This is a genomic window from Achromobacter sp. SLBN-14, from assembly GCF_006715415.1.
Classification (GTDB): domain Bacteria; phylum Pseudomonadota; class Gammaproteobacteria; order Burkholderiales; family Burkholderiaceae_B; genus Achromobacter; species Achromobacter mucicolens.
Window position 1 is genome coordinate 753,315 of sequence record NZ_VFNE01000001.1, and the last position, 22,658, is coordinate 775,972.

Consider the following 22,658-nt stretch of genomic DNA (forward strand, 5'->3'; position numbering starts at 1 on the left):
TTGTTTTAGGCTTAACCTAATTTCGGCCCTCGCGACCCTTCTTGCCTGCCATGAAACGCCTGTGGGACATTTCCCCGCCCGTCTCGACGGCATCGCCCGTGTTTCCGGGCGACACGCCGTACCGCCAGCAATGGAAGTGGTCGCTCACGCCTGGCTGTCCGGTCAATGTCAGCGAAATCACGCTGTCGCCGCACATCGGTGCGCATGCCGACGCCCCGCTGCACTACGAAAACGGGGCCGCAGCCATCGGCGCGGTCTCGCTTGAACCCTTTCTGGGCCCCTGCCGCGTCATCCACGCGATCGACTGCGGCGCGCTCATCACCATCGATCACCTTGCCCATGCGGCGCACAACCTGCCGCCCCGCGTGCTGGTGCGCACCGCCAAGCATGCCGCGCAGGACTGGTGGACGGACGACTTCTCCGCCTACGCGCCCCAGACGATCGAATGGCTGGCCGAACGCGGCGTCATGCTGATCGGTCTGGACACCGCCAGCATCGACCCCGCTTCCAGCAAGACCCTGGACAGCCACCACACGATCTTGCGGCATGACATGCGGGTACTGGAGAACCTGGTGCTCGACGACGTGCCGGAAGGCGATTACGAGTTGATCGCCTTGCCGTTGGCGCTGGTCCAGGCCGATGCCAGCCCGGTCCGCGCGGTCCTGCGCGAACTGTAGGCTGATTTGCCTGCCTGGGAGCGGCTGCGCGACTGCAGCCGCCCCGCCTGGAGAATCGACCATGCAATTGCTTTTCGCGCCCCACTGGCGCGCCCTGCCCGCATCCGCCCGCCGCGCCGCCCCGCCCTGCCCCGGAGGCCGCGCATGAACCAGAACGAACGCCCCGAAGACATCGTCCACCAGGAAAAAGCGCAGCTCGATTTCGCGCGCGACATGACCTACGGCGATTACCTGCATCTGGACGAACTGCTCGGCGCCCAGCATCCGATGTCGCCCGAGCACAACGAAATGCTGTTCATCATCCAGCACCAGACCAGCGAACTGTGGATGAAGCTGATGCTGCACGAGCTGCGCGCGGCGATCGCCAGCGTGGCGGCGGACCGCCTGCAGCCCGCCTTCAAGATGCTGGCGCGCGTCAGCAAGATCATGGAGCAGCTCGTTCACGCCTGGGACGTGCTGGCCACCATGACGCCGCCCGAATACTCCGCGTTGCGTCCCTATCTGGCGCGGTCGAGCGGATTCCAGAGCTACCAGTACCGCCAGGTCGAATTCCTGCTGGGCAACAAGAACGCGGCAATGCTCAAGCCGCACTCGCACCGCGCCGACCTGCTGGCCCAGGTGCAAAGCGCCTACGAGGCGCCGTCCCTGTATGACGAGGCGCTGCGGCTGCTGGCGCGAAATGGCCTGGACATTCCCGCGGACTACCTGGAGCGCGATTGGACGCAGCCCTATCAGGCGTCTGCGGCGGTTGAAGCCGCGTGGCTGGCGGTCTACCGCGACACGGACCGCTACTGGGCGCTGTACCAGCTGGGCGAAAAGCTGACCGACCTGGAAGATGCCTTCCGGCTGTGGCGCTTTCGCCACGTGACGACGGTCGAACGGGTCATCGGCTTCAAGCGCGGCACGGGCGGCACGTCCGGGGTGGATTACCTGCGGCGCATGCTGGAAGTCGTGCTGTTTCCGGAAATCTGGAAGCTGCGCACGGATCTCTGACGTTCTCTCGCGTCAAGGCGCCCGGGCCGCAGGCGGGCCCAGGCGCCCACTTACGGCTGGCCGAGGGCAATATCGCGTGCTAGAATGCGGGGTTACTTTTTGGATACGTGGCTAGCGCCTGTCGCGCCATTGGGTGTAGGCAAACCCAACCCAGGCAGCTGTAGCTGGCGACCCTAACTCTTGAAAAAGACTCGACCGAGTCTAGGAAAGCACCATGAAAGAAGGCATTCACCCCGAATACCGCGAAGTCGTCTTCGCCGACCTGCAAACGGGCAACAAGTTCATCACCCGTTCCACCGTCCAGACGCGCGAAACCGTCGAACTCGACGGAAAGACGTACCCGCTCTTCAAGTGCGACGTGACCTCCGAATCGCACCCGTTCTACACTGGCGCCCAGACCCGCATCGTCGAAACCGGCCGCGTGGAAAAGTTCCGCGCCCGCTTCGCCCGCACTGCTGGCACGGTCAAGTCCGCTTCCTGATCCTGTTGCTCCTACGGGAGTCACAGCAAAAAGGCAGCCTTCGGGCTGCTTTTTTTTCCCCCCTTGACGCCGGACAATCGGTCAGGGGGTGGCGCATTCCGACCACTCGGTTACATTAACGCCCGTGTCCCCACTTTCCATTTCCACCCCGGCCCGGCTGACGTCGGTCGCCACCGCAAAACTGCCCCGCCTCATCCTGCTGGGCCTGTCCCTGGCCTACATCGTGGCCGGGCTGTTCATGCGCGACCCGTGGAAAACCGACGACGCCGTCGGACTGGCGACCATGATCACCGCGATCCGCGAAGGCGGCCTGACCTGGCTGCTGCCGCAGGTGGGGCATCTGGCGCACGCCGAGGAAGGTCCGCTGATCACGTGGGTGGGCGCGATCAGCATCTGGCTGTTTGGCCCGTTCATCGGCGACATCACCGCCGGCCGCCTACCCAACCTGCTGTGGTTCGGGATCACGGCCTCGAGCGTCTGGTACGGCACGTATCTGCTTGGCCGCCGCGCCGAGGCCCAACCGCTGGCGCTGCCCTTCGGCGGCGAACCCGAACCCCGCGACTATGGCCGCATGCTGGCCGACGCCGCCCTGCTGCTGCTGCTCGCCACCGTCGGCATCCTGCAGCGCACCCATGAAACGACGGTCATGCCCGCGATCATGGCCTGCCAGGCGCTGGCGTTCTATTCGCTGGCCCGCACCGTGGACCGCCCCGTCACCGGCTCCACTACGCTGGGCATCGCGCTGGCCGCCAGCTTTCTGACGCGCGGCTGGGTCGGCGCCCTGCCCATCATGATCGGCGCGGCGCTGGCCTTCTATCCGCGCAGCCCGCTCTGGAAATGCAAGCGCTGGCTGCTCTGGGCCGCAGTGCTGGCCGCCGGCCTGATCCTCGCCTGGTGGATCCCGGCCAGCCAGGGCAGCGAATACTGGATCCGCAACTGGAAGACCTGGAACCTGTCGTCGTTCGCCATCCCGGGCCTGCACGACGCCGCCCGCACGCTGCGCGACCTGCCGTGGTACCTGTGGCCGACCTGGCCGCTGGCGCTGCTGGCCATCTGGCGCTGGCGTGCCTGGATCTACGCCCCGCACATCTGGGTGCCCCTGATGCTGCTGGCGTGCTCAACCGTCATCCTGTTCTTCGTGGACGAGGCCGGCGATTCCGAATTCGTGCTGCTGGCCGTGCCGTGCGCGGTGCTGGGCGCGTTCTCGCTGCCCACCCTGCGCCGCGGCGTGGTGAACACGCTGGACTGGTTTGCCGTCATGTGCTTTTCGCTGACGGTGGCCACGGCCTGGCTCGGTTGGGTGGCGCTGCATTTCCATTGGCCGGCGCAGATTTCCCGCAACATCGCCCGCCAGACCACCGGCTATGAGCCCGTGATCTCGTGGGTGGCCTTTGCCCTGGCCGTCCTTTTCACGCTGGGTTGGATCGTTCTGGTCGTATGGCGGCTGCGCGTGCGCCCGCAGGCGCTCTGGCGCGGCACGGTGCTGTCGGCTGGCGGCCTGACCGTGACCTGGATCCTGCTGGTGCTGCTGTGGCAACCCGCGGTGGACTACGCGCGCAGCTATCGCACGGTGTCGGGCCAGCTGGCCGAGGCCATCGCGCAGCACAAGCGTCCCGGCGAGTGCATCCGCGGCCTGAGCCTTGGCAGCGGGCAACGCGCCTCGTTCCTCATCTTCAACAACCTGTCGTTCCCGTTCGACACGCGCTGCACGCTGGTCCTGCAACAGACCACCAACCAAAGCCTGCGCGACGGCACCGCTGCCTACAGCGAAGGCGCCGAAGTCCTCTGGCAAGGCGGCCGCCGCGCCGACCGTTCCGAAACCTTCCGCCTGCTGCGCACCGGCGCCAAGCCATGACCCCTGCCATGACGGCGCCGATGACCTTCGGCGCCACCCTGCGCGGGATCCTCAAGCAGGCCTGGCCCGTGCTCATCAGCCAGTGGGCCAGCATTTCGTTCGGCGTGCTGGACACCGCCATGACGGGGCATTCCAGCCCCGACGACCTGGCGGCGATGGCGCTTTCCGCTTCCATCTACATCACGATCTTCGTCGGCTTGATGGGCGTCGTGCATGCCCTGATCCCGATCCTGGCGCAGCAATTCGGCGCCGGCAACAACCTGGAAGTCGGCAAAAGCTGGGGCCAGGGTGTGTGGCTGGCGCTTGGCCTGTCGGTCGTGGGCGCGGTGCTGATGCTGTTTCCGGACATGTGGCTCTTCATGTCGGGCGATGTTGCCCCCGGCGTGCGCGACCGCATCGCGTCCTACCTGCAGGCGCTGGTCCTGGCCCTGCCCGCCGCGCTGGTGTTCCGCACCATCTATGCGCTGGGCACCGCGGTATCGCGGCCCAAGCTCGTCATGGCCATCAACCTGTCCATCATCGGCTTCAAGGCGCTGTTCAACTGGATCTTCATCTACGGCAAGCTGGGCCTGCCCGCGATGGGCGCGGCCGGCGCGGGGCTGGCCACGGCCGTGGTGTCCTGGATGAGCCTGGGCCTGGGCCTGTGGGTGATCACGCACGACCGCTACTACCGCCGTTTCCAGCTGCGCATCGGCAAGCCCGACTGGAAGGCGCTCAAGGAACTGCTGCGCCTTGGCGTCCCGATGGGCGGCTCTTACCTGGTCGAGGTGTCGGCGTTCACCTTCATGGCGCTGCTGGTGGCGCGCGAGGGCACCTTCGTGACCGGCGGGCATCAGATCATGTCGAACCTGGCCGCGCTCTGCTACATGATGCCGATGGCGCTGGGCGTGGCGACCGCCGCGCTGACGGCGCAGGCCATCGGCGCGGGCAACTACGCGCATGCGCACCGCACCGGCATGGCCGGCCTGGCGCTGGGCCTGATAGGCGCGCTGCTGACGGCCGCCGTGCTGCTGATCGGCCGCCCGCTCATCCTGGCCGCCTACACGGACGACGCCGCGGTCGCTGCCGTGGCGACCACGTTGCTCGCCGTCCTGCCGCTGTTCCATCTGTTCGATTCGATGCAGTGCATCAACTCGTACCTGCTGCGCGCCTACAAGATCGCCGTCGTGCCGCTTATCCTGCAGACGGTCGCGCTGGCCGGCGTGGGACTGGTGGGCGGCTGGTGGTTCGGCTTCGGTCCCGGCCAGGGCGGCATCGACGGCCTGCGAGACCTGCTGGTGCCGGGATCGCCGCAAGGCGCCGGCAGCATGTGGCTGATGGCCATGTTCGGCCTGGCGTTGTCGGCCGCCCTGCTGCACTTCTGGTACCGGCGGATCCTGCGCACCGTGGGTCAGTCGTGACGGCGCAATAGAAAAAGCAGCCTTGCGGCTGCTTTTTTTTACTTCGGACGCTTGTCGATCACCCGGCGCGCCTTGCCGGTCAACGTGCGTTCCACATGCCCGGCATCCGACACCTGGATGCGCGCGCTGACGCCGATGTGCGTCTTGACCGCGTGCTGCAACTGCTTGCCCAGGTTGGCGCGTTCAGCGTCGGACAGGCCCGAGAACTCGGCGCGCACTTCGGTCAGGATCTCCAGCTCGTCCATGTTGCCGGTGCGGCTCAGCACCAGCTGGTAGTGCGGCGCAAGCTGCGCGATCTTCAGGACCAGTTCTTCCACCTGCGTGGGGAACATGTTCACGCCGCGCACGATCAGCATGTCGTCGCTGCGGCCCGTGATCTTGCCGATGCGGCGCATGCTGCGCGCCGTGGGCGGCAACAGGCGGGTCAGGTCGCGCGTGCGGTAGCGCACGATGGGCATCGCTTCCTTGGTCAGCGACGTGAACACCAGTTCGCCCGGTTCGCCGTCGGCCACCGGTTCGCCCGTATCCGGGTTGATGATCTCGGCGTAGAAATGATCTTCCCAGACCACCGGACCGTCCTTGGTCTCGACGCATTCGCTCGCCACGCCCGGGCCCATCACTTCGGACAGGCCGTAGATGTCGACGGCGTCGATGCCGGCTTCGGCCTCGATGTCGGCGCGCATCTGGCCCGTCCAGGGTTCGGCGCCGAAAATGCCGATGCGCAGCGAGCTTTGACGCGGATCGATACCCTGGCGGCGCTGCTCTTCCAGGATGTTGCAGAAATAGGAAGGCGTGACCATGATGATGTCCGGACGGAAATCATTGATCAGCTGGACCTGCTTTTCAGTCTGTCCGCCCGACATCGGAATGACCGTGCATCCCAGGCGTTCGGCCCCGTAGTGCGCGCCCAGGCCGCCCGTGAACAGCCCGTAGCCATAGGCCACGTGAACCGTATCGCCGGGCTTGCCCCCCGCCGCGCGGATCGAACGGGCCACCAGATTGGCCCAGTTGTCCAGGTCGCCCTGCGTGTAGCCCACCACGGTCGGCTTGCCGGTCGTGCCGCTGGACGCGTGGATGCGCGAGATGCGCTCGCGCGGCACGGCAAACATGCCGAATGGATAGTTCTCGCGCAATTCCTTCTTGGTGGTGAACGGGAACTTCGAAATATCGGACAACTGCTTCAGGTCGTCCGGATGCACGCCGGCTTCGTCGAACGCCTTTTTGTAGTGCGGCACGTTTTCGTACGCATGCTTGAGGGTCCACTTCAAGCGGTCCAGCTGCAGCGCCCGCAGCTCGTCCTGGCTGGCATGCTCGATAGGATCCAGTCCCGGCTTGCTCATGGTGTTGGGCATGATGATGTCTCTCTTCTCTTTGGTTCTGTAATGCAGTCAGGCGTCCGTGGGCGTCCCGACGATCTGGCCCTTGATGCGGTACGAACGTCCCCGGAACAAGGCCACGTTGCGGCCGTCCTGGTTGGTCACGGTGACGTCGTAGACGCCGGTGCGGCCAGCGAGCGAACGCTCCTGGGCCACGGCGGTCAGCAGGTCGCCCTCGAATCCCGGCGCCAGATAGTCGATCGTGCAACCCGACGCCACGGTGCTGACATTGCGGGAATTGCACGAGAACGCGAAGGCGCTGTCGGCCAGGGCGAAGATGAAGCCGCCGTGGCAAGTCTTGTGGCCGTTCAGCATGTCGGGCCGCACCCGCATGGTCAGCCGCGCGTAGCCCGGCGCCATTTCCTCGATCTTCATGTCCAGGCCTTGCGAAGCCGCGTCGCCGGCATACATCACCGAGCCCACGGCCTGCGCCAGTTCCTGCGGATCGGCCGGCACTTCAACGGGGGGAACGTGAACGCCCATCATTGCCCCTTGAACTGCGGTTCGCGTTTGCCCAGGAACGCGGCCACGCCTTCGGCATAGTCGGCGCTGCGGCCCAGTTCGCGCATCATGTCGCGTTCCAGGTCCAGCTGCGTGGACAGGTCATTGCCCAGGCTGGCCTGCAGCGCCCGCTTGGTGAACGCCAGGCCCTTGGTGGGCGCGGCCGCGAAATGCGTGGCCAGGCGCTCCAGCGCAGCGTCGAATTCCTCGTCGGCCACGCATTGCCAGATCAGGCCCCACTCTTCTGCCTGCTTGGCGCTCAGCTTGTCGCCCAGCATGGCCAGGCCCATGGCGCGGGCGCGGCCCACCAGACGGGGCAGCGCGAACGTGCCGCCCGTATCCGGAATGAGCCCCAGGCGGCAGAACGACTGGATGAAGTTGGCCGACGCCTTGGCGATGACGATGTCGCCCGCAAACGCCAGATTGGCACCCGCCCCCGCGGCCACGCCGTTCACGCCCACCACGACCGGCATGGGCAAGGCGCCCAGCCGGCGCACCAGCGGCGCGTAGAACTTGTCGACGGTCTCGCCCAGATCCGGCGGCGTGCCGTCGGGCGCGGGCTTGCGCTCGCTCAGGTCCTGGCCGGCGCAGAAACCGCGGCCGGCGCCCGTCAGCACCAGCACGCGCGCGCCTTCGGTTTCGACGCGGGTCAGCGCGTCGGCCACTTCCGCGTGCATGTTGGCCGTGAAGCTATTGAGCTTGTCCGGGCGGTTAAGCGTCAGGCGCGCGATGCCGCCGGACAGGTCGAATTGAATATCCTGGTAGGTCATGTGCGATCGCCCGGCTTAGATGTGACGGCGGGTTTGCACCACGCGGAAGCGGTTGGAGACGAACGCCGTGTCCGACAGCGCCGCGTTGGCCGCCGGGTTGGCGCCGGTGCCATGGAAGTCGCTGAAGGCCGCGGTCTGGTTGACGAACACCGCGCCGGTCAGGTTCAGCGACAGCGACACGCCCGACACTTCGGCGGCGTCCTGGATCTGCTCGGCCACGCGCTCGTCCGTGGTGTAGGCGGACAGGGACAGCGCGCCGTGCTCGATGACGCTGTCACGCGCCAGCTCGATGCTGTGCGCGGTGGAATCGGTGGCCACGACAAACGCGATGGGACCGAACCACTCCTGGCTGAGCGCCGGGTTGCCGGCCTCGGTGCGCAGCAGCAGCGGCGTGCGCACGCGCGCGTTCTCGAACTGCGGATGGACCAGCGTCTTGCTGTCGGCCACGACGGGCAGACCCAAGGCGCGCGCCTTCTCGATGCGCTCGACGATGCCTTCGTTCTGGATGGCGCCCGTCAGTTCGACGGCCTTGGCGGCGTCGGCGCCGACCTTTTCCAGCGCCACGCCCAACGCGGCGGCCACGTCGTCGAAGCTGACCCGGCCTTCGGGCGTGTTGATGCCGTCGCGCGGCACATAGATGTTCTGCGGCGCCGTGCACATCTGGCCGGAATACAGGGCCAGCGAGAACGCCAGGTTGCGGGCCACGCCCTCCAGGTCCGAGGTCGAATCGATGATGACCTGGTTCACGCCGGCCTTCTCGGTGTAGACCTGGGCCTGGCGCGCATTGTTCTCCAGCCAGTCGCCGTTGGCGGTGCTGCCGGTGAAGTCGACGATCTTGACCGCCGGGTCCAGCGCCAGCTTCTGCGCGGTGTCGTCACCCGCTTCATGGGCGGCAAGCTGCACGACGTCGGGATCGAAGCCGGCTTCCTGCAGCACTTCGCGCGCCACCTTCACGGTGATGGCCAGCGGCAGGATCGCGCCCGGGTGCGGCTTGACGATGACGGTGTTGCCCGTCGCCAGGCTGGCAAACAGCCCGGGATAGCCATTCCACGTCGGGAAGGTCGAGCAGCCGATCACCAGCGCGACGCCGCGCGGCACGATCGTAAAGTGCTTTTCCATGCGGATGGGATCGTTCTTGCCCTGCGGCTTTTCCCAGACGGCGACGCCCGGAATGCGCGACATCTCCTGCCAGGCGTAGGTGACGGCTTCGAAGCCGCGGTCCTGCGCGTGGGGGCCGCCGGCCTGGAAGGCCATCATGAAGCCCTGACCGGTGGTGTGCTGGACCGCGTAGGCGATCTGGAAGCTGAGCTTGTTCAGGCGCGCCAGGATTTCCAGCGACACGCCCACCCAGGCGCGCGGACCGGCGCGGCGCCAGTCTTCGAGGGCGCGCTTGGAAGCGGCGATCAGCTTGTCGGCCGGCACGCGCGGATAGGTGATGCCCAGGTCGAAACCATAGGGCGATTTTTCGCCGCCCACGACGCCGTCGGCATCGTGCAGGTTCAGCGGAAAAGGCTTGCCCTTGAGGGCTTCAAAGGCGGCGCGGCCCTCGTCGTTGGCGGTCTCGCCATAGTTGCGCGGGCTGGGCGACTCGGCAAACGGGCTCCAGTAGCCGCGCAGCGCGGCGGCTGCCAGGGATTGTTCCAGCAGGGGCTGGTGGCGTTCGAAGAATTTCTGGGACACGCTTGTCTCTCCAATAAGATTTGAATGCTTGCCTGGCGCGCGCCAGGTCAGGTTTCCTGGTCGAAGTCGATGACCAGCCGGTCGCTGACCGGGAAGCTCTGGCAGCTCAGGATGAACCCGCGCGCGACCTCATAGTCTTCAAGGGCGAAGTTGGCGTCCATGTCCACCTCGCCTTCAATCACCTTGCAGCGGCAGGTGGAACACACCCCGCCCTTGCACGAATACGGCAGTTCGATGCCCTGCGCCAGCGCCGAATCCAGCACGCTGTCCTTGTTCTTGTCGATGACGAACATGCGGCTATGCCCGTCCTGCACCACGGTGACCTCGCACTGTCCCTTGCCGGGCGCCTGGCGGGCATCCTGGCCGGTGCGCAGCGCGCGCGGGCCCTTCGGCGCGCCGAAGAGTTCGAACTTGATGTTCGACTTCGGGATGCCGCGCGCCTGCAATCGTTCGACCACGCTCTCCGTCATGGTCTGGGGACCGCACACAAAAGCGTAATCGATATCCTCCGGGCTCATCCAGGCCGACATGAGCTGATCGACCTTGTCCCCGTCCAGGCGGCCGTTGAAGAGTTCGATGTCCTGCGTCTCGCGGCTCATGACGTAGACCAGCGAAAAGCGGTCCATGTACAGGTTCTTCAGGTCTTCGATTTCCTCGCGGAACAGCACCGCGGACGACGCGCGGTTGCCGAAGAACAGGGTGAACTTGCTCTTGGGTTCGGTCGACAGCGCCGTCTTGACCAGCGAAAAGACAGGCGTGATGCCGCTGCCCACCGCGAAGGCCACATAGTGGCGCTGGTTCTCGGGCGAGAAATCCACCGTGAAGTTGCCGGCCGGCGCCATGACTTCGAGCGTCTGGCCAGGCTGCAATTCGTGATTGGCCCAGCTTGAGAACACGCCCTCGTCGACCTTCTTGATCGCGACGCGCAGGAGCTTGTCGCGCGGCGCCGAACAGATCGAATACGAACGACGCAGTTCTTCGCCGTTGAGCTGCGTGCGCAGCGTCAGGTACTGGCCGGGCTGGAAGGCAAATTCTTCCGTCAGCGCCTCGGGCAGGTCGAAGGTCACGACCACGGCGTCGCGCGTGTTGCGCGCGACGGACGCCACCTTCAAAGCATGGAATTGGTTCTGGCTCATCTCGAAACCACTCTTTAGTGAGTCTTGAAATAATCGAAGGGCTCGCGGCACGAGACGCAGCGATACAGCGCCTTGCACGACGTGGAGCCGAAATTGCTGACCAGGCGCGTGTCGCGCGACCCGCAGCGCGGGCAGGCGATGGCCGGCGCGGCCGCGCGGCGGCTGATGCCCGAGATGTCGATGGCGCGTTCGGCGGGGGCCGCGATGCCGTAACCCTTGAGGGCCTCGCGGCCTTTTTCGGTCATCCAGTCGGTCGTCCAGGCGGGCGCGAGGCGCGTTTCCACCCGGACCTCGGGCACGCCGTGGCGTTCGAGCGTCTGGCGGATGTCCTGCGTGATTTCGCGCATGGCGGGGCAGCCCGAATAGGTCGGCGTGATGACGACCACACAGGCGTCGCCGTCCCACGACACATCGCGCACCACGCCCAGGTCCACCACGGACAGCACGGGGATCTCCGGATCGGGAACCTCCTGCAGCCAGGCGTAGACCTGGTCGGCGGAAATGGGCGCGAGCGCGTTCACCACGTGGCTCCCGGGTAGGCGCGGGGCAGGTATTGCATTTCGGCCAGCATGTAGCCCAGCGCCTCGGTGTGCTTGCCCTGGCGTCCGCCGCGGTGCGCCGCGTGGTTTGCGGCCGCCTCGTCGGGCACCGTCAAGGTGGCTTCTTCCAGCACTTCACGCACGTGCGCAAGCCAGGGCTGGCGCAGCGCGGCCAGTTCACAGCCGATGCCGCGCGCCGCGAGGTCCTGGTCGATGGCGTCGTCGGCAAAGAGCTCGCCGGTGAAACGCCACGCGTCGTCGATGGCGGCCTGCATCTTGGCGTGGCTTTCGGCCGTGCCGTCGCCCAGACGCACCACCATGTCGGAGGAACGCCGCACGTGATAGGTCACTTCCTTGAGCGACTTGGCCGCGATGGCCGCAACGCGCTCGTCGGCGGACGTCTCCAGGCGCTGCAGCAGGAAGTAATGCCACACGTCGAACAGGAATTGCCGCGCCATGGTGTCGGCGTAGTTGCCGTTGTCGCGCTCGACCAGCAGCGCGTTGCGGAATTCGTGCGCGTCGCGCAGATATGCCAGCGCGTCCTCGTCACGGCCCGCGCCCTGGACCTCGCCGGCCAGCGTCAGCCACATACGGGCTTGGCCCAGCAGGTCCAGCGCCGTGTTGGTCAGCGCCAGGTCTTCTTCCAGGATCGGACCGTGGCCCGTCCAGGCGCCCAGCCGCTGCGACAGGATGAGCGACGTGTCGCCCAGACGCAGCAGGTATTCAAAGAGTGCTTTATCCATGTCTCCCCCACCCGCCTTACATGTGCTTGATTTCTTCAGGCATCGGGAAGAAGGTCGGATGCCGGTAGACCTTGCTGTTGGCCGGCTCGAACAGCGGATCCTTGTCGCCCGGGCTGCTGGCCGAAATATCGGAGGCGCGCACCACCCAGATGCTCAGGCCCTCGTTGCGGCGCGTATACACGTCGCGGGCATGATTGATCGCCATTTCCGCATCCGGGGCATGCAGGCTGCCCACGTGCTTGTGCGCCAGGCCGTGCTGGCTGCGGATGAAGACTTCCCACAGAGGCCAGTCTTTGCTCATGATGGATTTCCTCTAGTGCCGGGGCGCATGGCGCCAACGGTCTGCAATAAATGAAATTGGGAACTGCGAATGCCAGAAATTTGACCGATCCCGAAGCGCCAGCAAGGGCCAGCGGGGCCGCGCGGATCCGGGCTCCGCCGGTCCGCTGCGGCGCCCCCCTGGGGGGGAAGCGCGCAGCGCTCCGGGGGGGGAACCTCAAGCGGCTCTACGGGCGGACTGCTTTTCGGCGTGGGCGACCAGCGCGTCGCGCACCCAGGCGCCGTCCTCGTGCGCCTTGACGCGCGCGGCGAGGCGTTCGCGGTTGCAGGGGCCGTTGCCCTTGAGCACGGCGTAGAACTCGGTCCAGTCGATTTCGCCGAAGTCGTAGTGACCGCGCTCGGCGTTCCACTTCAGGTCAGGATCGGGGACTGTCAGGCCCAGGTACTCGGCCTGGGGCACGGTCTGGTCCACCATCTTCTGGCGCAGCTCGTCGTTGGAGAAGAGCTTGATCTTCCATGCCATCGATTGGGCGCTGTTGGGCGAATCCGCATCCGAGGGGCCGAACATCATCAGGGCCGGCCACCACCAGCGGTTCAGCGAGTCCTGCACCATCGCCTTCTGTTCGGGCGTGCCGTGCAGGCACATCTGCATGAGCAGGTCATAGCCCTGGCGCTGGTGGAAGGACTCTTCCTTACAGACACGCACCATGGCCCGCGCGTACGGGCCGTACGAACAGCGGCACAGGGGAATCTGGTTGATGATCGCCGAGCCGTCGACCAGCCAGCCGATCATGCCGATGTCGGCCCAGCTGAGCGTGGGGTAATTGAAGATGCTGGAGTACTTGGCGCGCCCGGCGTGCAGGTCGTCGATCAGGTCGTCGCGCGACACGCCCAGGGTTTCCGCGGCGCTGTACAGGTAGAGCCCGTGGCCCGCTTCGTCCTGCACCTTGGCCAGCAGGATGGCCTTGCGCTTGAGGGACGGCGCGCGGGTGATCCAGTTGCCTTCGGGCAGCATGCCCACGATTTCCGAGTGCGCGTGCTGCGAGATCTGGCGAATCAGGGTCTTGCGGTAGGCCTCGGGCATCCAGTCCTTGGCCTCGATGCGGACGCCGTCGTCGATGCGCCGCTGGAACGTCTGTTCCAGGCCTTCAAGCTGGTCCGCGGTCTTGACCTGCTTGACGCCGGTTTCGACGAGTTGAGCGTACATAGTTGTCTCCTTGAGACGGTTTGCGAAAACGCAAAGCAAACGCTGCGCAGTGCCGTCATGTCATGGATCGATTATTTAATACAAAAAATTCATTGTCAAACTCAAATCTGTATCACATTGGATTTATGTATCATATCCAGCATCCCGATATCGGCCGTCCGCGGCCCTCCTTATGGCAAACCCTCAGTCGCCCCTGGAACGCGCCCTGTCCCGCTTATTGAAAAGCGATCCGCCCCGCGCGAAATCGCTCTGCGTCAGCGTGCTGGGCGATGCCCTCGCGCCCCACGGCGGCGCCATCTGGCTGGGCAGCCTGATCGAGCTGCTCGCCCCGCTGGGCATCAACGAACGCCTGCTGCGCACCAGCGTCTTTCGCCTGGTGGCGCAGAACTGGCTGCAGTCCGAACGGCACGGCCGGCGCAGCCTGTACCTGATCTCCGAGCAAGGCGCGCGATATACGTCGCACGCGTCGCAACGCATCTACGAAGGCGGCGCCAAGGAATGGAACGGGGAATGGACGCTGGTCGCGCTGCCTCGCACGGGCAACGGACTGGCAGAACGCGGCGAGTTGCGCCGCGAATTGACCTGGGAAGGCTTCGGCATGATCGCGCCGGGGCTGTTTGCGCATCCGCACACCGAGGCGCGCGCCGCGCACGAGATTCTTGAGAAGCTGGGCATTCCGGACCGCGCCCTGGTGCTGTCGGCCCGCGATCTGGCCGGGGCCGGCGGGCTGCCCATCGCCAGCCTGGCCACCCAGTGCTGGAACCTGGACGACGTGGCCGAGCAATACCGGCAGTTCTCTCGCAATTTCGGCCCGCTGGAAAAGCTGCTGGACGATGCGCCCTCGCCCGCAGACGCATTTACCGTCCGCGTCATGGTGCTGCACAGCTGGCGCCGGATCGTCTTGCACGACCCGCAGCTTCCCGCCCCCATGCTGCCGGACAACTGGCCCGGCCACGCCGCCCGCGACCTATGCGGCCGGCTCTACTGGAAGGTATTCGATCCGTCCGAGATCCACCTGGATGTCCTGGCCGGCCAGGACAACGAACGCTATCGCCCGCTGTCGCCCGAGGTCGAAACCCGGTTTGGCGGACGGCCGGCCTGACAGCCCACCGTGCGGCAGCTCAGCAGTCTGCGCTGTCGGCGGGCATGACGACGCCCAGCGTATCGACGTGGCACTCTCCGGCTGCCTCGCGTCCCGCGCCGGGAAGCGACAGCCCGCGGCTGACCGCAATGAAAGATAGCGTCCACCGCGCCTGAATCGGGCGGCCCAGCGCCGCCCCGCTGTCGGCCTCGATGCCGCTGGGCACATCCAGCGCCAGCACCGGCACCTGCAAGGCATTGACCGCATCGATCAGGGATTGCCATTTGGCATCCAGGGGACGGTTCAGACCGATGCCGAACAGGCCGTCCATCACCAGATCAGGGGACGGTCCGTCAGGCAGGTCTTCATGCGTGCGCGCTTGTCCGCCAGCGGCCAGCCAGCCGGCCCAGGCACGGGCAGCGTCGGCGGGCAGCTTGCCGGGGCCGGAAGGCAGCACCACATGGACATCGAAGCCCCGCGCCAGCAGCAGCGTGGCCGCTTCCAACGCGTCCCCGCCGTTATTGCCGGGACCGGCCAGGGCAAGCACCGAGGCCTTCGCGGGAACCCGCGCGGTAACGAAGTTGGCGGCCGCGGCGCCCGCAAGCGGCATCAGGGTGCGCCCGGATGCCAGGGCGCGCTGCTCTGCAAGACGGATCTGCGCGACGGAGTAGGACGGCATAAGCGAAGCGCGGCGGCAAGGCCGTGTGTCGTTTGGAACCCGGCGGTCCGCCGCCGGTCTCAGACCTTCAGGAAATGCTCGCGGTAGTACTTGAGTTCGTCGATGGACTCGTAGATGTCGGCCAGCGCTTCGTGGCGGCTCTTTTTCTCGAATCCCTTGTAGACGGCGGGGGCCCAGCGGCGCGCCAGTTCCTTGAGCGTGCTGACGTCCAGGTTGCGGTAATGGAAGAACTGTTCCAGGCGCGGCATGTACGCAAACATGAAACGGCGGTCCTGGCTGATGGTGTTGCCGCACATCGGCGATTTTCCGGCCGGCACATGCTGCGCAAGGAACGCCAACAGCGTATCCTCTGCCTGCGCCTCGGACACCGTGGAGGCCTTGACCTTGTCGATGAGCCCGCTTTTGCCGTGGGTGGATTTGTTCCAGCTGTCCATGGCGTCGAGCAGGCTGTCGGATTGGTGCACAACAATCACCGGCCCTTCGGCCACGACTGTCAGGTCAGGCTCGGTCACCACGACGGCGACCTCGATAATCCGTTCTTTCTCGGGGTCCAGCCCCGTCATTTCCATGTCGAGCCAGATCAGGCGGTTTTCGTTCGCAGCCATATAATTTGCCTTTAAAACACGCGATTTTCGCACATCCCTTCTTGAGCAAAACGCATCGCCCATGTTCACACTGCTGTTCGTTGCCTTCCTGCTGACCGATATTGCCGTGCGCATGTGGCTGGCGTCGCGCCAGATTCGCCACGTCGCCCGCAATCGGGACCAGGTGCCTGCGGAATTCTCCCATCGCATCGGGCTGGCCAGCCACCAACGGGCGGCCGATTACACCGTGGCGCGGGTCAGGCTGGGCATGCTCGAACGCACCTACGACGCCCTCGTGCTGGTCGCCCTGACGCTGTTGGGCGGGCTGCAGTTCATCGACCTTGCGGTCAGCCAGCTTACCAGCAACGACTTCGTGCGGCAGATGCTGCTGCTGGTGACCGTGGCGCTGGTGCTGGGGTTGCTGGGCCTGCCCTTCACGCTCTGGCGCCAGTTCAAGCTGGAAGCGCGCTTTGGCTTTAACCGCATGACGCCCGGGCTGTTCGTGGCCGATGCCCTCAAGGGCCTCCTGGTCGCCGCCGTGCTGGGCCTGCCGCTGGCCGCCGCAGTGCTGTGGCTGATGGGCAGTGCAGGCGCCTACTGGTGGATCTGGGCCTGGGCGCTCTGGACGGTGTTCAACCTGGCGCTGCTGATCATCTACCCGATGTTCATTGCCCCCCTTTTCAACAAGTTCACGCCGCTGTCCGACCCCGAACTGGCCGGCCGCATCCAGCGCCTGGCCCAGCGCTGCGGCTTTGCCTTGAACGGGCTCTTCGTCATGGACGGCTCGCGCCGCTCGGCGCATGGCAACGCCTACTTCACGGGCTTCGGAAAATCCCGCCGCATCGTGTTCTTCGACACGCTGCTCGCCCGCCTGAACGCCGACGAAATCGAAGCCGTGCTGGCGCACGAGCTGGGGCATTTCGCCAAGCGTCACATCATCAAGCGCGTGGTCTTCAGCTTTGCCGCCGCGCTGGTGTTCTTTGCCATCCTGGGTTGGGTCGCGCAGCAACCGTGGTTCTATGTGGGCCTGGGCGTGCTGCCGCAACTGGGTGGCCGCAACGACGCCATGGCCCTGTTGCTGTTCTTCCTGGTCATTCCCGTATTCACCTTCATGTTGACGCCGCTTGCCAGCTGGTATTCCCGCCGCGACGAATTCGAAGCGGACCGCTATGCCGCCGAGCAAAGCTCGCCGGACCGCCTGGTTTCCGCGCTGGTCAAGCTGTACGACGACAACGCCGCCACCCTGACGCCCGACCCCGTGCATTCCGCCTTCTATGACAGTCACCCGCCTGCCGCCGTGCGCATCCGCCACCTGATGGCGGCCGCCGCATGAGCGCGCCAATGGAAGGCCGCATCATCGCCGCGCATGGCCGCCACTACACCGTGGAACTGGCCGACGGCGCGCTACGCAAATGCTTCCCGCGCGGCAAGAAGACCGGCGCTGCGGTGGGCGATCGGGTCAAGATCACGCCGCAAGGCAAGGACGAAGGCGCCATCGACGCCATCCTGCCGCGCAGCAACCTGCTCTATCGTTCCGACGAAATGCGGTCCAAGCAGTTTGCGTCCAATGTGGACCAGCTGTTGATCGTCGTGGCCGTGCGGCCCACCTTTTCGGACGACCTGACGGGCCGCGCCCTGGCGGGCGCATGGAGCGCGGGCATCGCGCCGCTCATCATCCTGAACAAGACGGACCTGACCGACGAGCTGCCGGCCGCCCGCGCGCGGCTTGCGCCCATCGCGGCGCTGGGCGTGGATGTCATCGAACTGAGTGCGCTCGAGCCCGAAAAAGTCCACACCCTGCTCGCGCCACGCCTGGCTGGCCGCACCAACCTGCTGCTGGGGCAAAGCGGCATGGGCAAGTCCACGCTGCTGAACGCCCTGGTGCCGGACGCCGCCGCCGCCACGCGCGAGCACTCCACCGCGCTGGACATGGGCAAGCACACCACCACCAGCACCCGGCTCTACCATCTGCCGGCGCCGGGCGGCGACCTGATCGATTCGCCGGGATTCCAGGCATTCGGGCTGCATCACCTGACCCGTGACGACATCATTCGCGGTTTTCCGGAGTTCACGCAGCCCATCGAGGAATGCCGCTTCTACAACTGCACCCACCGCCACGAGCCCGGCTGCGGCGTGATGGCGGCGTTGCAGGCCGGCAGGATCGATCCTGCTCGCTACGCGCTGTACGAACGCATCCTTGAGGAAAATCTGGCGGGCCAGCAGCGCTACTGACGCTTGGCGCCGCGCCATTGAAAACGGCCCCAATCGGGGCCGTCAGCGTGTGCGGGTCGCGCCCCCCCCTGCCCCAACGCGTCAGCGCGGCGTGAATCCGTGGCGCAGCAGGTGATAAAGATTGCGCAGCATGCCCGCAGTCGCGCCCCAGATGAAATGCTTCCCATACGGCATGCCGTAATACTGGCGCACCCGCCCATCATCCAGCCGGGCTTCGTACAGGCGGTGATTGGCCGGGTCCATCAGAAAGGACAGCGGCACCTCGAACACCTCGGCCACCTCGAACGCATCGGGCGCCAATTCGAACCCCGGCCGCACCAGCGACACAACGGGAATGATCGAAAAGCCGGTGGCCGTCAGGTACGGCGGCATGCTGCCCAGGACTTCCACGTGATTGGCCGGCAAGCCGGTTTCCTCTTGCGCCTCGCGCAGCGCCGCCGCCACGGGCGTGGCGTCGCTGGTCTCGATGCGACCGCCGGGAAAACTGATCTGGCCCGCGTGATCATGCAGGTGCGCCGCACGCTGCGTCAGCATGATATTCACGCCCTCGTCACGGGTCACCAGCGGAATCAGCACGGCGGCAGGCACCGGCGCGCCCTCTCGTCCGGGATAGCGCAGATCGTTGTCACGCGATAACTCCAGCGTCCAGGTGGACGGCTGGCTCAGCGTGCCCCGCAGCGAGTCCGGCGTGAGCAGGCGGGTCGGCACGGGCGGCAGCGATTCGTTGGCCACCACCCACGGTTGCGTCGCGGGATCGAAGCCGGGACGCGCCAGCGGCCGTCGGGGCCGCGCGGAAGACGAGGAATCAGACATACGGCTCAGAAATAAGAAAAAAGGCACCCTCGCAGGTGCCTTTTTAACCCGGAAACCCGTGCCGGACGGAAACGCGGGTTGGCGTGTACGTCCGACACTGGCAGGGCCGTGTACCGATAAGCGATCAAGCCGCGTTGGCTTGCTTGCTGACCAGCTTTTCCTTGATGCGAGCCGACTTGCCCGAGCGCGAGCGCAGGTAGTACAGCTTGGCGCGGCGCACGTCGCCGCGGCGCTTCACTTCGATGCTGGCGATTTGCGGCGAGTACAGCTGGAACGTACGTTCCACGGCTTCACCCGACGAAATCTTGCGCACGGTGAACGCGGAGTTCAGACCGCGATTGCGCTTGGCAATCACAACGCCTTCGAAAGCCTGCACGCGCTTGCGGGTGCCTTCGACAACGTTGACGCTCACGATGACGGTGTCACCAGGAGCAAATTCAGGCTTGGCTTGACCGCCGGTCAGACGGGCAATTTCTTCCTGTTCCAGGATAGCGATGAGGTTCATGTGAACTCCTAGATCATCATGCCTTTGCGGGGTAATACTTTTGCCGTTCAGTATTGTGAGTGCTATGCCGCAAGCAGAGGATGAGATTTGGCAAACCAATGATTCTACACCAAAAATTCCGCTAAGCCTCGGGTAACATGTGCGGCTTGAGCATGGTTTGCGGTACCCTTCCAACTCCCTGTAACAAACACGTCATCTGACGCTGTTCCCTCATGTCGTACTCGTCCCTGTTATTGGTCGTCCTGGCGGCGATGGCCCACGCCACGTGGAACCTCCTTGCCAAGCGCGCGGCCATGGTGGGCGCGCCCTTCGTCTTCGCATACGGCCTGTGCGCCTCGGTGCTGTACGCGCCCTGGGTGATCTGGGTGTTGATGCACGACGGCATGAACTGGACCTGGCCCGTCGTCGGGGCAATCCTGGCGTCCAGCCTGTTGCATCTGGGCTACAGCCTGTGCCTGCAACGCGGCTACCAGGTGGCCGACCTGTCCGTGGTGTATCCGATTGCCCGGGGCACCGGCCCGTTGCTTTCCACCACGGGCGCCTTCCTGCTATTGGGCGAGCCAGCCACCCACACCGGGATTGCGGGCATGCTGTGCGTGGTGGCCGGGGTGCTGCTGATCGCCACCCAGGGACGGCTTGCCATCTTCAAGCAGCCGCAGGCGTGGATCGGCGTGCGGTGGGGTGTGGTGATCGGCCTGTTCATCGCCGCCTATACGGTAGTGGACGCGTACGGTGTGAAAGTGCTGCTGATCAGCCCGGTGCTGTTCGACTGGTTCACCTGTGTAACCCGCACCGCGATGATGACGCCCCACATGCTGCGCCGCCCCACGCATTCGTGGGAAGCCATGCGCGGACATTGGCACCTGGCGCTGGCCGTGGGTTTTCTGTCGCCGCTGGGGTACATCCTGGTGCTGTATGCATTGCGCAACGGCGCGCCGCTGAGCCTTGTGGCCCCTGCCCGCGAAATGTCCATGATGCTCGGCACCCTGGCCGGCATGTTCCTGCTGCGTGAAAAAGTGGGCGTCGGCCGTCTGGCCGGTTGCGTGTCCATTCTGGCGGGCGTGATCCTGTTGGGATCGAGCTGACCGCCGCTTGGCGGCCTTTTCAGAATCCGCCCGCCACGCCCAACCACATCAGGCCGGGAATCATTGCGCCCCAGGCCAACACCAGCACGACGTCCGTGATCATGGCTTTCATGGTGAGCTGGTTGGCAATGGGCTGAGCCTTGGCATCACCGATGCTGTGATCGCGCGCGCCCAAGGCGACCGGCACGGCTGCGGGAGCGGGAGCGGCGGCCGGAGCCGAAACGCTCGCCGGGGTGTCGACCGCGGGAGCGCCTGCCGCAGGGCCGCCTGCCGCAGGACCGCCTGCCGCAGGACCGCCTGCCGCAGGACTGATGGCCACTTCCTCAGGCGTGGGCGCCGGCGGGAACGGCCAGCGGGCGGGCATGCGGGTGGCACGCATGCGCGGGCCAGAGGCCGAACCGCTCCAGGGCAAGGCCATGCCCGTCAGGCTGGCGCAGAACGCGCGGGCGCGGTTGGCGCCACGGCGCAGCGGATTCAGGGAATCGGCGAGCTCATCCTGCAGGACGGAAAAATCAGCGGTGTTCATGGGAACTCCTTGGATAAACGTTCCAGCGCCGAGGCGATTCGCCCTGGCATGCACCCGAGGCAACGGCAGCCTGCGGTCAGTCGAACAAAGACAATTGGCCGGCGGCCATGGCGCGCAACTGGCGCGCACCGCGCCCGTACGCGCCGCTGACCGCGGGCAAACCACCCGGAAAAGGGACCCCTGAAGACGCTTTCGCGCCAGCCGGGGATGGAAAATCGGAGTCGGCGCCGCCGGCATCACCCGGCGGAGCCGCAACCGCAGCCGCGGACGCAGCGTCGAAAAACGACGCCGAAACGCCAGGCCCCACGGGCGGCGCGAAGCGGCTGCAATCGAGCGACAGGCGGGTGCGGTTGAGCCCCAGCTTGCGCGTGGCCACCGCAAAACGCTGGCGCAGCAGGTCGGCCCAAATGCCCGTTCCGCGCATGCGCGACCCGAAGTTGGGATCGTTGCGGCGGCCGTTGCGCAAGTCTTCGATGCGATGCAGGACGCGCTGCGCGCGGTCGGGATAGTGGGCGTTGAGCCAGTCTTCGAACAGGGTTTTGACCTCCCAGGGCAGGCGCAGGACCGTGTAGCTGGCGTAGTGCGCGCCGGCGGCCTTGGCCTCCTGGAGGATGTGTTCCATGGATTCGTCGTTGATGAACGGAATGACCGGGGCCACCAGCACGCCCACCGGCACGCCGGCGTCGGTCAGGCTGCGCACCGCTTCAAGGCGGCGCCACGGCGCGGCGGCGCGGGGCTCCAGCGTGCGGGCCATGCCGGCATCCAGCGTGGTGATGCTGATGTAGACCACCACGAGGTTCTGCTGCGCGAGGGCCGCCAGCAGGTCCAGGTCGCGGGCGACCAACGCGTTCTTGGTGACGATGGTGACCGGATGCCGGGTTTCGAGCATGAGCTCAAGCATGCCCCGCGTCAGGCGCCAGTCGCGTTCGATGGGCTGGTAGGCGTCGGTGGCCGAGCCAATGTTGATGGGCGACGGCTTGTAGCCGGGCCGGGACAGTTCGGCGCGCAGCGCTTGCACGGCGTTGGCCTTGGCGACCAGGCGGGTTTCGAAGTCCAGCCCGGGCGAATAGCCCAGATAGGAATGCGTGGGCCGGGCATAGCAATACACGCAACCGTGCTCGCAGCCGCGATACGGGTTGGCGGCGACCTCGAAGGGGATGTCCGGGGAGTCGTTGCGCGACAGGATCTTGCGCGCTTCTTCCGCAGTGACCGTGGTCTTGGGTGCGGGCGGCGCGCAGCGGGTGTCGGGCAGGATGGGGATAACGGACGAGCGGGCGGAAGAACGGGCGGCGTCGCCAGCATCCGGGGCGTTATCGGGGACGGAATCGATGAAGTCGGCCGGCAGACCGGAAGCGGACCAGCCATCGTCGACCTGGACGCGGTCATCGCGCTGAAAGCGATGCCGAACATTAGTAACCGCACCCCGACCGCGCAAGGCGGCGGGGGCGGCAGCCGGGGACCCAGAACCGGCGGGAAAAGAATGATCGGTGCGTGCCATAAAAACTACTGTACAAAA

Annotated in this window: 24 protein-coding genes; 9 read left to right on the forward strand and 15 right to left on the reverse strand. The window is 66.0% G+C overall.

Translation table 11 applies throughout. From position 1 onward, the window contains the following. The first annotated feature begins 50 nt into the window (after nt 1-50). From kynB to FBY20_RS03485, 5 genes are all read left to right on the forward strand, one after another. Nucleotides 51-677 carry an arylformamidase gene (kynB, locus tag FBY20_RS03465; RefSeq protein WP_062838632.1) on the forward strand — a complete coding sequence of 209 codons (627 nt, stop codon included), beginning with the start codon at nt 51-53 and terminating at the stop codon, nt 675-677. 144 nt (nt 678-821) lie between these two features. Further along, a complete protein-coding gene (gene kynA / locus FBY20_RS03470) occupies nt 822-1,670 on the forward strand; it encodes a tryptophan 2,3-dioxygenase (protein WP_062838631.1) in 849 nt (282 codons plus the stop codon). A 214-nt stretch (nt 1,671-1,884) separates the two neighbouring features. Then, entirely contained in the window at nt 1,885-2,151 is a 267-nt protein-coding gene (locus FBY20_RS03475; RefSeq protein ID WP_008164119.1) for a type B 50S ribosomal protein L31, read from the forward strand. Nucleotides 2,152-2,275: 124 nt separating this feature from the next. After that, on the forward strand, nt 2,276-4,006 hold the full coding sequence (locus tag FBY20_RS03480) for a glycosyltransferase family 39 protein (protein ID WP_142050050.1): 1,731 nt from the start codon (nt 2,276-2,278) through the stop codon (nt 4,004-4,006). Then, a complete protein-coding gene (locus tag FBY20_RS03485; RefSeq protein WP_142050053.1) occupies nt 4,003-5,406 on the forward strand; it encodes an MATE family efflux transporter in 1,404 nt (467 codons plus the stop codon). The genes FBY20_RS03480 and FBY20_RS03485 overlap by 4 nt, the downstream gene beginning before the upstream one ends. Nucleotides 5,407-5,444: 38 nt before the next feature. On the opposite strand, the gene paaK is transcribed toward FBY20_RS03485, so the two are convergent. The 9 genes from paaK to paaA all read right to left on the reverse strand — a co-directional run bounded on the left by paaK (nt 5,445) and on the right by paaA (nt 13,637). Then, a complete protein-coding gene (gene paaK, locus FBY20_RS03490) occupies nt 5,445-6,758 on the reverse strand; it encodes a phenylacetate--CoA ligase PaaK (protein WP_062838629.1) in 1,314 nt (437 codons plus the stop codon). A 36-nt stretch (nt 6,759-6,794) separates the two neighbouring features. Beyond that, entirely contained in the window at nt 6,795-7,265 is a 471-nt protein-coding gene (gene paaI, locus FBY20_RS03495) for a hydroxyphenylacetyl-CoA thioesterase PaaI (RefSeq protein ID WP_056322752.1), read from the reverse strand. After that, nucleotides 7,265-8,053, reverse strand: coding sequence for a 2-(1,2-epoxy-1,2-dihydrophenyl)acetyl-CoA isomerase PaaG (paaG, locus tag FBY20_RS03500; protein WP_056322341.1), 789 nt, complete (start codon nt 8,051-8,053; stop codon nt 7,265-7,267). Before paaG ends, paaI begins: the two co-directional genes overlap by 1 nt. A 15-nt stretch (nt 8,054-8,068) precedes the next feature. After that, entirely contained in the window at nt 8,069-9,733 is a 1,665-nt protein-coding gene (paaN, locus tag FBY20_RS03505) for a phenylacetic acid degradation protein PaaN (protein ID WP_142050056.1), read from the reverse strand. A 47-nt stretch (nt 9,734-9,780) separates the two neighbouring features. Beyond that, complete coding sequence (paaE, locus tag FBY20_RS03510) at nt 9,781-10,869, reverse strand: 1,2-phenylacetyl-CoA epoxidase subunit PaaE (RefSeq protein ID WP_056322336.1); 1,089 nt, start codon at nt 10,867-10,869, stop codon at nt 9,781-9,783. A gap of 14 nt (nt 10,870-10,883) precedes the next feature. Continuing rightward, the gene (paaD, locus tag FBY20_RS03515; RefSeq protein WP_056322749.1) at nt 10,884-11,390 is read right to left on the reverse strand and encodes a 1,2-phenylacetyl-CoA epoxidase subunit PaaD; all 507 of its coding nucleotides are present in this window, start codon (nt 11,388-11,390) and stop codon (nt 10,884-10,886) included. Continuing rightward, nucleotides 11,387-12,151 (reverse strand): 1,2-phenylacetyl-CoA epoxidase subunit PaaC, encoded by a 765-nt coding sequence (paaC, locus tag FBY20_RS03520; RefSeq protein ID WP_142050059.1) that lies wholly within the window; start codon nt 12,149-12,151, stop codon nt 11,387-11,389. Before paaC ends, paaD begins: the two co-directional genes overlap by 4 nt. 16 nt (nt 12,152-12,167) lie before the next feature. Next, nucleotides 12,168-12,452 (reverse strand): 1,2-phenylacetyl-CoA epoxidase subunit PaaB, encoded by a 285-nt coding sequence (paaB, locus tag FBY20_RS03525; RefSeq protein WP_006388300.1) that lies wholly within the window; start codon nt 12,450-12,452, stop codon nt 12,168-12,170. 195 nt (nt 12,453-12,647) lie between these two features. Beyond that, nucleotides 12,648-13,637: a 1,2-phenylacetyl-CoA epoxidase subunit PaaA gene (paaA, locus tag FBY20_RS03530; RefSeq protein WP_142050062.1), complete on the reverse strand. Its 990-nt coding sequence runs from the start codon at nt 13,635-13,637 to the stop codon at nt 12,648-12,650. A 172-nt stretch (nt 13,638-13,809) separates the two neighbouring features. Here paaA and paaX point away from each other — a divergent pair, with 172 nt between their 5' ends. Then, entirely contained in the window at nt 13,810-14,739 is a 930-nt protein-coding gene (gene paaX, locus FBY20_RS03535; protein WP_142050066.1) for a phenylacetic acid degradation operon negative regulatory protein PaaX, read from the forward strand. 19 nt (nt 14,740-14,758) lie between these two features. Here the strand turns inward: paaX and FBY20_RS03540 are convergent, their stop codons facing one another. Beyond that, complete coding sequence (locus FBY20_RS03540; RefSeq protein WP_142050069.1) at nt 14,759-15,397, reverse strand: NAD(P)H-hydrate epimerase; 639 nt, start codon at nt 15,395-15,397, stop codon at nt 14,759-14,761. 59 nt (nt 15,398-15,456) lie between these two features. Continuing rightward, complete coding sequence (gene orn, locus FBY20_RS03545) at nt 15,457-16,002, reverse strand: oligoribonuclease (protein ID WP_142050072.1); 546 nt, start codon at nt 16,000-16,002, stop codon at nt 15,457-15,459. 61 nt (nt 16,003-16,063) lie between these two features. Here orn and FBY20_RS03550 point away from each other — a divergent pair, with 61 nt between their 5' ends. Together FBY20_RS03550 and rsgA are read left to right on the forward strand one after the other, a co-directional pair. After that, nucleotides 16,064-17,314 (forward strand): M48 family metallopeptidase, encoded by a 1,251-nt coding sequence (locus FBY20_RS03550; protein ID WP_142050075.1) that lies wholly within the window; start codon nt 16,064-16,066, stop codon nt 17,312-17,314. Beyond that, nucleotides 17,311-18,213 carry a ribosome small subunit-dependent GTPase A gene (gene rsgA / locus FBY20_RS03555; RefSeq protein WP_062838621.1) on the forward strand — a complete coding sequence of 301 codons (903 nt, stop codon included), beginning with the start codon at nt 17,311-17,313 and terminating at the stop codon, nt 18,211-18,213. Before FBY20_RS03550 ends, rsgA begins: the two co-directional genes overlap by 4 nt. 81 nt (nt 18,214-18,294) lie before the next feature. On the opposite strand, the gene FBY20_RS03560 is transcribed toward rsgA, so the two are convergent. Together FBY20_RS03560 and rplS are read right to left on the reverse strand one after the other, a co-directional pair. Beyond that, entirely contained in the window at nt 18,295-19,026 is a 732-nt protein-coding gene (locus FBY20_RS03560) for a CoA pyrophosphatase (RefSeq protein WP_056322314.1), read from the reverse strand. A gap of 124 nt (nt 19,027-19,150) precedes the next feature. Continuing rightward, nucleotides 19,151-19,531, reverse strand: coding sequence for a 50S ribosomal protein L19 (gene rplS / locus FBY20_RS03565; RefSeq protein ID WP_056322312.1), 381 nt, complete (start codon nt 19,529-19,531; stop codon nt 19,151-19,153). A gap of 212 nt (nt 19,532-19,743) precedes the next feature. On the opposite strand from rplS, the gene FBY20_RS03570 reads away from it, so the two are divergent. Then, complete coding sequence (locus FBY20_RS03570) at nt 19,744-20,616, forward strand: DMT family transporter (protein ID WP_142050078.1); 873 nt, start codon at nt 19,744-19,746, stop codon at nt 20,614-20,616. A gap of 19 nt (nt 20,617-20,635) precedes the next feature. Here the strand turns inward: FBY20_RS03570 and FBY20_RS03575 are convergent, their stop codons facing one another. Beyond that, nucleotides 20,636-21,142: a hypothetical protein gene (locus FBY20_RS03575; RefSeq protein ID WP_142050081.1), complete on the reverse strand. Its 507-nt coding sequence runs from the start codon at nt 21,140-21,142 to the stop codon at nt 20,636-20,638. A 76-nt stretch (nt 21,143-21,218) separates the two neighbouring features. Next, nucleotides 21,219-22,640, reverse strand: a complete 1,422-nt coding sequence (locus tag FBY20_RS03580) for a PA0069 family radical SAM protein (protein WP_142050084.1) — start codon at nt 22,638-22,640, stop codon at nt 21,219-21,221. Nucleotides 22,641-22,658 lie beyond the last annotated feature (18 nt).